The organism is Komagataeibacter sp. FXV3, from assembly GCF_015155755.1.
Classification (GTDB): Bacteria; Pseudomonadota; Alphaproteobacteria; order Acetobacterales; family Acetobacteraceae; genus Komagataeibacter.
This window is the reverse complement of the sequence record NZ_VWPI01000120.1, coordinates 1-6478: the sequence shown is the minus strand read 5'-3', so window position 1 is coordinate 6478 and position 6478 is coordinate 1. Positions and strand designations below refer to the sequence as shown.

The 6478-nt window shown below is 48.6% G+C and carries 3 protein-coding genes and 1 pseudogene; all 4 read right to left on the bottom strand.

Going from position 1 to position 6478, the window contains the following annotated elements; genetic code table 11:
- Nucleotides 1-275: 275 nt before the first annotated feature.
- The gene (locus F1542_RS10850; protein WP_408886252.1) at nucleotides 276-2558 is read right to left on the bottom strand and encodes a TonB-dependent receptor; all 2283 of its coding nucleotides are present in this window, start codon (nucleotides 2556-2558) and stop codon (nucleotides 276-278) included.
- A gap of 294 nt (nucleotides 2559-2852) precedes the next feature.
- Nucleotides 2853-3998, bottom strand: coding sequence for an MFS transporter (locus tag F1542_RS10845; protein WP_193733047.1), 1146 nt, complete (start codon nucleotides 3996-3998; stop codon nucleotides 2853-2855).
- Nucleotides 3995-5524, bottom strand: a complete 1530-nt coding sequence (locus F1542_RS10840) for an FAD-dependent oxidoreductase (RefSeq protein ID WP_193733046.1) — start codon at nucleotides 5522-5524, stop codon at nucleotides 3995-3997. The genes F1542_RS10845 and F1542_RS10840 overlap by 4 nt, the downstream gene beginning before the upstream one ends.
- A gap of 185 nt (nucleotides 5525-5709) precedes the next feature.
- A pseudogene (locus F1542_RS10835) lies at nucleotides 5710-6351 on the bottom strand (transposase); the annotation flags it as partial.
- Between the last annotated feature and the right edge of the window lie 127 nt (nucleotides 6352-6478).

The window sequence follows — 6478 nt, the reverse complement described above, 5'->3', positions numbered from 1 at the left end:
AAATGACAGCTACAGGTTCCGCGCCAGCACCGCCGCGTCAAAAAACAGAAAGGACAGATCCTCTTCTTGACCGCCCGCCCGACTATGCCTGAAATAGCAGCTGGCTGGGTCAATTCCTGATGAAAAACCCGGGTCAGTTCTCAGTGAAAATCAACACCACGACTTCAGGTCAGGAGGCAAAAGATACGGCTGAGACCGGTCAAACGGGATGAAGCTGCTCATCTCACCACCTTACAACCGCCCCCCTTCACAGCGTACCCCAACCCGACAGGCTGCTAGAGCTTGTAATGCAGTTCACATCCAACCCACCGAGGATTCTGGATATACTGGATACGACTTCCATCGTTGCCGGTGTATGAATAGGTGTCGCCTGCATTGTCCGTCAGATTATCGACATACACAGAGGCAGACCATTTTTCCGTTTTGGGGCCAAATGTCATCCGTAACCCAAGGGAACTGATCTTGCTGGTCTTGGCATTAGGATCGGACAGGCCAACAAGCATATTATCCTTCCAGGAGTAACTAGCCTGCAGGCTTAACATGTACCGATCAAGGTTGATCTTGTACCGCGCCACGGCATCCCATGAAAACCGTGGAGAGAATGGCAGGGCGGAACCGCCCGAGAGAGGTTCGTAAAGGGACAATCCACGTACACCCGTAACCGTATCGACCAGTTTCGCGTCAAGGTACGCAAACGACGCATTCAGATCTAGATTGGGAATGATCGCGTCGTGCCATGTACCTGAAAGCTCTCCACCACGCGTCCTTGCTCGCGGTAGGCTCCCAAGTGTGGCTGCCAGGGTATTGGGCATTTCAACCAGCATCAGTGTCTGACGATTATGATATTCATAGTCGAACAGGGATCCCTCAAGCTGCAATTTATCATGCAGCAGGCTACCTTTGACACCGACTTCATAAGCTATGAGATTTTCAGGGCGCACGTACCCCAATGCCTGCGGTGTTGTCGTTGCCGCCGAGAAATAAGATCCAGCTTTATATCCGTCCGAAATCGTACCATAGACAAACGTACCCGGCCTTATCCGATACCGGAGTCCAACGCGTCCGGTGTACCGTTCATAGGTATGATTTTCATCAATGTAGGAGATATTCCTTCCAGCACCTACCACACTTCCGTTTATATCTACCGTACCCCCACGATATCCTCTTTCGTCATATGAAAACCGCCCGGATGCAATAAAATCAAGGTTCTTTACAATATTTGTTACGGTATTTACATAGGCTCCGGTCGAAACATTTTGCTGATCAAAATGCTGGGCAAATGTTGCGGGGCCGGCCGCGAACGGATCCAGACCACTAAAGAAATCCAGATCTTTATAGTTTGTATACGTTCCTTTTATTTTATCGTACGATTCATATACACCGACCGTCAAATGCAGACGTTGTGCAATTGTCGTGTGCAGATGCATATCATGCGTCTGCGATATTGCCTGGTCCTGCCAATGATCATCCCCGACATGCAGGGCTTCACCATCATAGTTGTCCATAATATCACGGCGATAGAAATCAATGCCGGTTGTAGAAACAAACTGCCCGAAGCTGAAGTCGCGATCATACGTAACGGATACACCGCCCCCGTCCTCCTTACGCCGTACGTCCGAATTCCCGACGTTGACCGCATTCGCACGGGCTGTTGATCCAAGTCCTATTGTCCCTGTCCGGGTCCCCCACAGGCTGTCCGCCCCCATGTCCTGCGGAGAGCTGGGTGTCCCACGATTACGCGTATAGTGAAGATTCAGTAGCAATGACGACCTATCGTCAACTTCAAATTTTGTTATATTGCGAATTGCAAGTATATCCTGCGCCCCGTACAGACGGTTGGTGTGGACATCATGCTGCCAGCCATCACCTTTTGTATAACTAAAAGACATACGGTTAAATATGTGATCTGTAATGGGCACATTAACGGCGAATTTTCCTGTATTCGTATTATAGCTGCCATAACCCCAATCGACGTATCCCCCGAATTTATTATCTGGCTTGACGGATTCAACATTCATCGACCCACCAGTGGTACTGCGTCCATAATCGAAGCCCTGCGGTCCCTTCTCAACGGCTACCGATTGGACGTCGAGCATCTGCCCTGAATAAAACTCGGGATAGGGCGAAAATACACCATCAAGATAAATACCAATACCACCCATATTGGTACCGCTATAATCATCAAGTCCTACACCCCGTATTGAAAAAATGGGAGTACTGCCAGAAGTTACATTGACTGCCGTGACGCCAGGTACGAATGCTGCAATATCTTTGGGACTTTCCAGATGAAGTTGCCTCAATTCCGCACCACTCAGGACATTGACGGTGGCGGCCTGGCTGTGTACTGCTTTCGTTCGGCTGCCCGATACCTGAATTGTCTCCATTGCCCCGGATGGCCTGATCTTGCCACCATGACTGGCGATATGCTTATGCACATTCTCTACTGAAGGAGACGCCGCAAAAGCTAAACTACCGCAAGACGTGGATGCCATAAGAACACTGGCAATGCGAATTGTTAGCATACGGGTTTCCTTACGAAAGGTCATATACCGCTTCATGTCAGCATTCCTTTGCATTATCCGGTCCCGATCGGACAGGATACAGGTTGTATGAAGGTGGCCAGTCGACCACAGATTGAGAAGAAATGCAGGAAAGTATAAATAGGGATGGATTGAGATGATATTGCGTCATAACGGATCCATCCCGTATACTATACTTACTAATATCGATTCGATAAAGAAACGTATTGTGCGGCGGAAATTTAGAACATCATAAGCCACACACGCTCCATGATGTTTCTTTTTATTTAATGCAAGGACGGATTTAAATACAGACAGAACAAAAAAATTAATTTATTTTATAAAGTTAGTTGTTATTTTTAAAATATACATATTGACAACAGATATAACGACCGCAAAAAAGCCGATATACTTTATATCTCCGCCCCATGTAAAAGCCACGCTGGCAGTAGCCGGAGCCAAAGCAGCCCCAATTCCACCCGCACCGCGCACCGCTGCGGCAAGACGTCCGGTGCCATCAATTTTTGCCGCCAAGCCGTAGAAATATGGAATACCAAAAACATAAAACATACTTGCCAATGAAAAACCAAAAGTAAAATATAAAAAACCTGTCTTGCATGTTATTATAATAGAGGCTACAGCCGTAAAAATAAGTGATGCTCCTATCGGTTTTAAAAAACCCAACTGGTTCCCTATCAGGACGCCAAGACTAGGTCCGACCAAGGAAAAAATCGATGCGATCAATATTGCATTTCCGATACTGGTTAACTCCAGCCCATCCCTGCGGCCGATTTCGTTCATGAAAAACCATGTCATATTGACTGATAGAAAAAAGAGGGTCGTGCTGGTCAATAACAGAAAATGTGATATATTTGCGTGAGGAAGCAGTCCTGCCTCTTTTGAAGAAGTATCCACCTCAGCGGGTAAAAATAATAACAGGCCCGTCATTGCTGCAATCGTAACAGCCATGACGATGAATGAAGGTGTCATTCCCCCGAATTCAAGAACCCGCGGCAGGCAAAGGAAAATAAGCAGGGAAAGAGCCGTAACTCCCAGGGATGCTAGGGAATAGATCCTGCTTGCGGCTGCAGACCGGGCACATGCGGCACTTCCGGCGGACAGTACCAGGCCTTCCGCGCATCCGGCAACAATTCGGCTGGCAATGAAAAACAAGGAACTGTCAGTAAAAGCGGAACAGATATTGCCAAGGATAACAAAAGCCGCTGCGTACAACGCAACCTTCCTCTTGTTTACCTTATGCACGAACCGGGACGATAAGAGCGATGAAACCGTTATTGACAGAAGCTGCGCGGTAAAAACCATTTCCGTGGCTGACACGGAATATCCAAAACGATGTCCGATAGCTGACGTGAAAAGCGGAAGCGCAAAAATTGCCATCTCCCCAATTAAAAAACAGCTGACGACGCCAAGGGAAAACCCGATAGGATGAAATCCCTGAAGCCATGCTGGTTTTATCACTGCCCTATGTTCCTCAGTACGTGTTCTGCCGCAACCAACCCACTATAATGCGCCTGCCCCACAGAGCTGCTGATTAAATAATCCCCGGCATATACGATCCTTCGGCCCGAAGGGGCGTTGTCGCGATATTGCTTGAGTAACTCAGTATAACCGACATACCGCCGACAGAGGGCCGAGTCATTATGCTGGACATAAGTATCAATAACCTCGGCGGTATGTAACCTGGGTTCAACCTGCCTGATCTCGTTCAGGCAATGGTTTATGATTTCCTGATCGGATTTTCCAGATAAATATTCACAACCGTCCCCTTTCATTTCAAGATACAGTAGATGTTCCCCAGTATCATTGCCAAACGGTCGAATGGTAAAATTGCTGACAATCCTGAACCCTTCCACAGTCGGAAGCACGCGGCGAAGGTTAACTTCCTCTTCAAACGGGAACGTTATTGAAACGTAACATATGTGATGCGGGACATACTGAACACCATCGAAAAAACGGCGTTCATCATCATTCAATGTCGTCACGATCCTAGGCACCATATTGCCCGGAACCGCGACAACGACCGCATCATAGACTTCGCTCATCGCGTTGCCATTCATGACGCGTGTCAGTTCCACCTGATTTCCCTTTTCTGAGACGGCCGTTACGCACACGCCCGTCTGGACAGAACCCGTTGGCTCACGGTCGATAGCCAGACCCAGATTGTGCGTCAGGCCCCCTACGCCTCGTTCGGCGCACTGCCACCAGCCCGTCGCCCATGCGTATGGACCCGCCATAAGCCATGCCAACCATGCTAGGGAATAGTCATCTTTTCCATATCCGCAAAACGTCTGCATGATAGGTTCAAGAATATAATTTACAAAAAAAGGTGATTTTTTTGAAAAATATTCACAGGCGGTCTCTGTATCCAACCTTGCTGCCGAAGTGGGATCGCGTGGATCATTTCGGGCAAGCTGCGTCAGAAGCATTGGAAACATCGTAGAAAGTGCTATTTTCTCCTTTAACGGCATGGCCTGGCACATCAGTATATCCGCCGGCCGAAAATCGTCCAGTTCCACAACCGGCTGATTATGTCGAAATACGTTCCACTTATGCTGTTTTTGCGCGTCAATAATCAGGTCAGACCGGTAGATCCCCAGTTCCTTTGCCACGTCAATCAGGTTCTGCTCCGATTTGATAAACGCCGCAGCCCCCCGTATAAGCCATTCATGACGCCAATAAAAAGTGCGGCAACGTCCCCCCACATCGGCTTCTTTTTCAAACACAGTTACATCATGGCCAGCTTTTACTAAAGTCCACGCAGCACCAAGTCCTGCAGCACCAGCACCAATAACGGCTACCTTCAATGTCATTCTCCGGTCGGAACCATCATAGTTCGCATCAGGTTTTGTAACCTTGATCGCGATATTGAAACGATCTTCGGTAACCCATGGACGCAGATAAATGACAGTTTGATGATACATTGTTTCATATATACGAAACAATGTGGTCTGCCGTTGCCAGACCATATGCGCAAAAAATCGCACGATCTGGCTGCACTGTGGTAGAACGTATTGTAAAATATGATGTTAAACGGCATGGAAATGACATCTCCCTTATAAGATTGTTTGAAAAAACTTGTTGTTTAAAAATAATAAAAGTTTTTTGGTATTGTCTTTTTTAAAGGCGGCGTCCCCTGACTTTTTAAACATTCTCTTAGAGCCGAATAACAGAAAGCTGTTTGATTGATTCTCCGCAGAGTTCTGCGGATATGGTGATCATCAACCATGCGCAGGATGACGAGATTGTTGCCTCGACATCCTTTGTGAGGTGGCGGCAGAGTCCGAGCGCATGCAAAGCTGCGCTCCACGATCCAGCGTTTCGGCAGGACGACGAAGCCTTCGGCCCGATCGCTGCGCTTGACGATCTCGATCGTCCATCGGCCGAGTTCAGTCAGCGCACCACGCAACTCCTCGCCAGCATACCCGCCGTCACAATCCAGAATGTCGGCGGGATGCACGACAACTGCCACGACCTGACCCAGCGTGTCGGGCGTGATATGCCGCTTGCGGCCCCTGATCTTCTTGCCCGCGTCATAGCCGCGTGGACCGCTATTTTCAGCGGTTTTAACCGACTGGTTATCAATAACGCCCACCAGAGGCGTGGCGTCTCGCCCGTCCTGCTCACGCGACAGGATCACGAGAATATGGTTCATGGCTTCCCATCGTCCCTCGCGGATACAACGGTAGAAATAACCCTGCACAGTCGTAAAGCCGGGAAAGTGACGAGGCAATTGTCGCCATTGACAACCCATGGTGACGATATAGAGGATCGCCTCCATGACCCGCTGCAATTCCGTAAGTCGTGGTCTCCCGGTAATCCCCCCATTTTTAGTGGGGTGCTGAATGAGAATTCAGGCAGCTGTTTTTAGTTTCTGGGCGGGGGTTAGCCCGCTGTTCCCCATGTTGGGTCTGTCATGGTTATATGTCCAGAGCCATTGT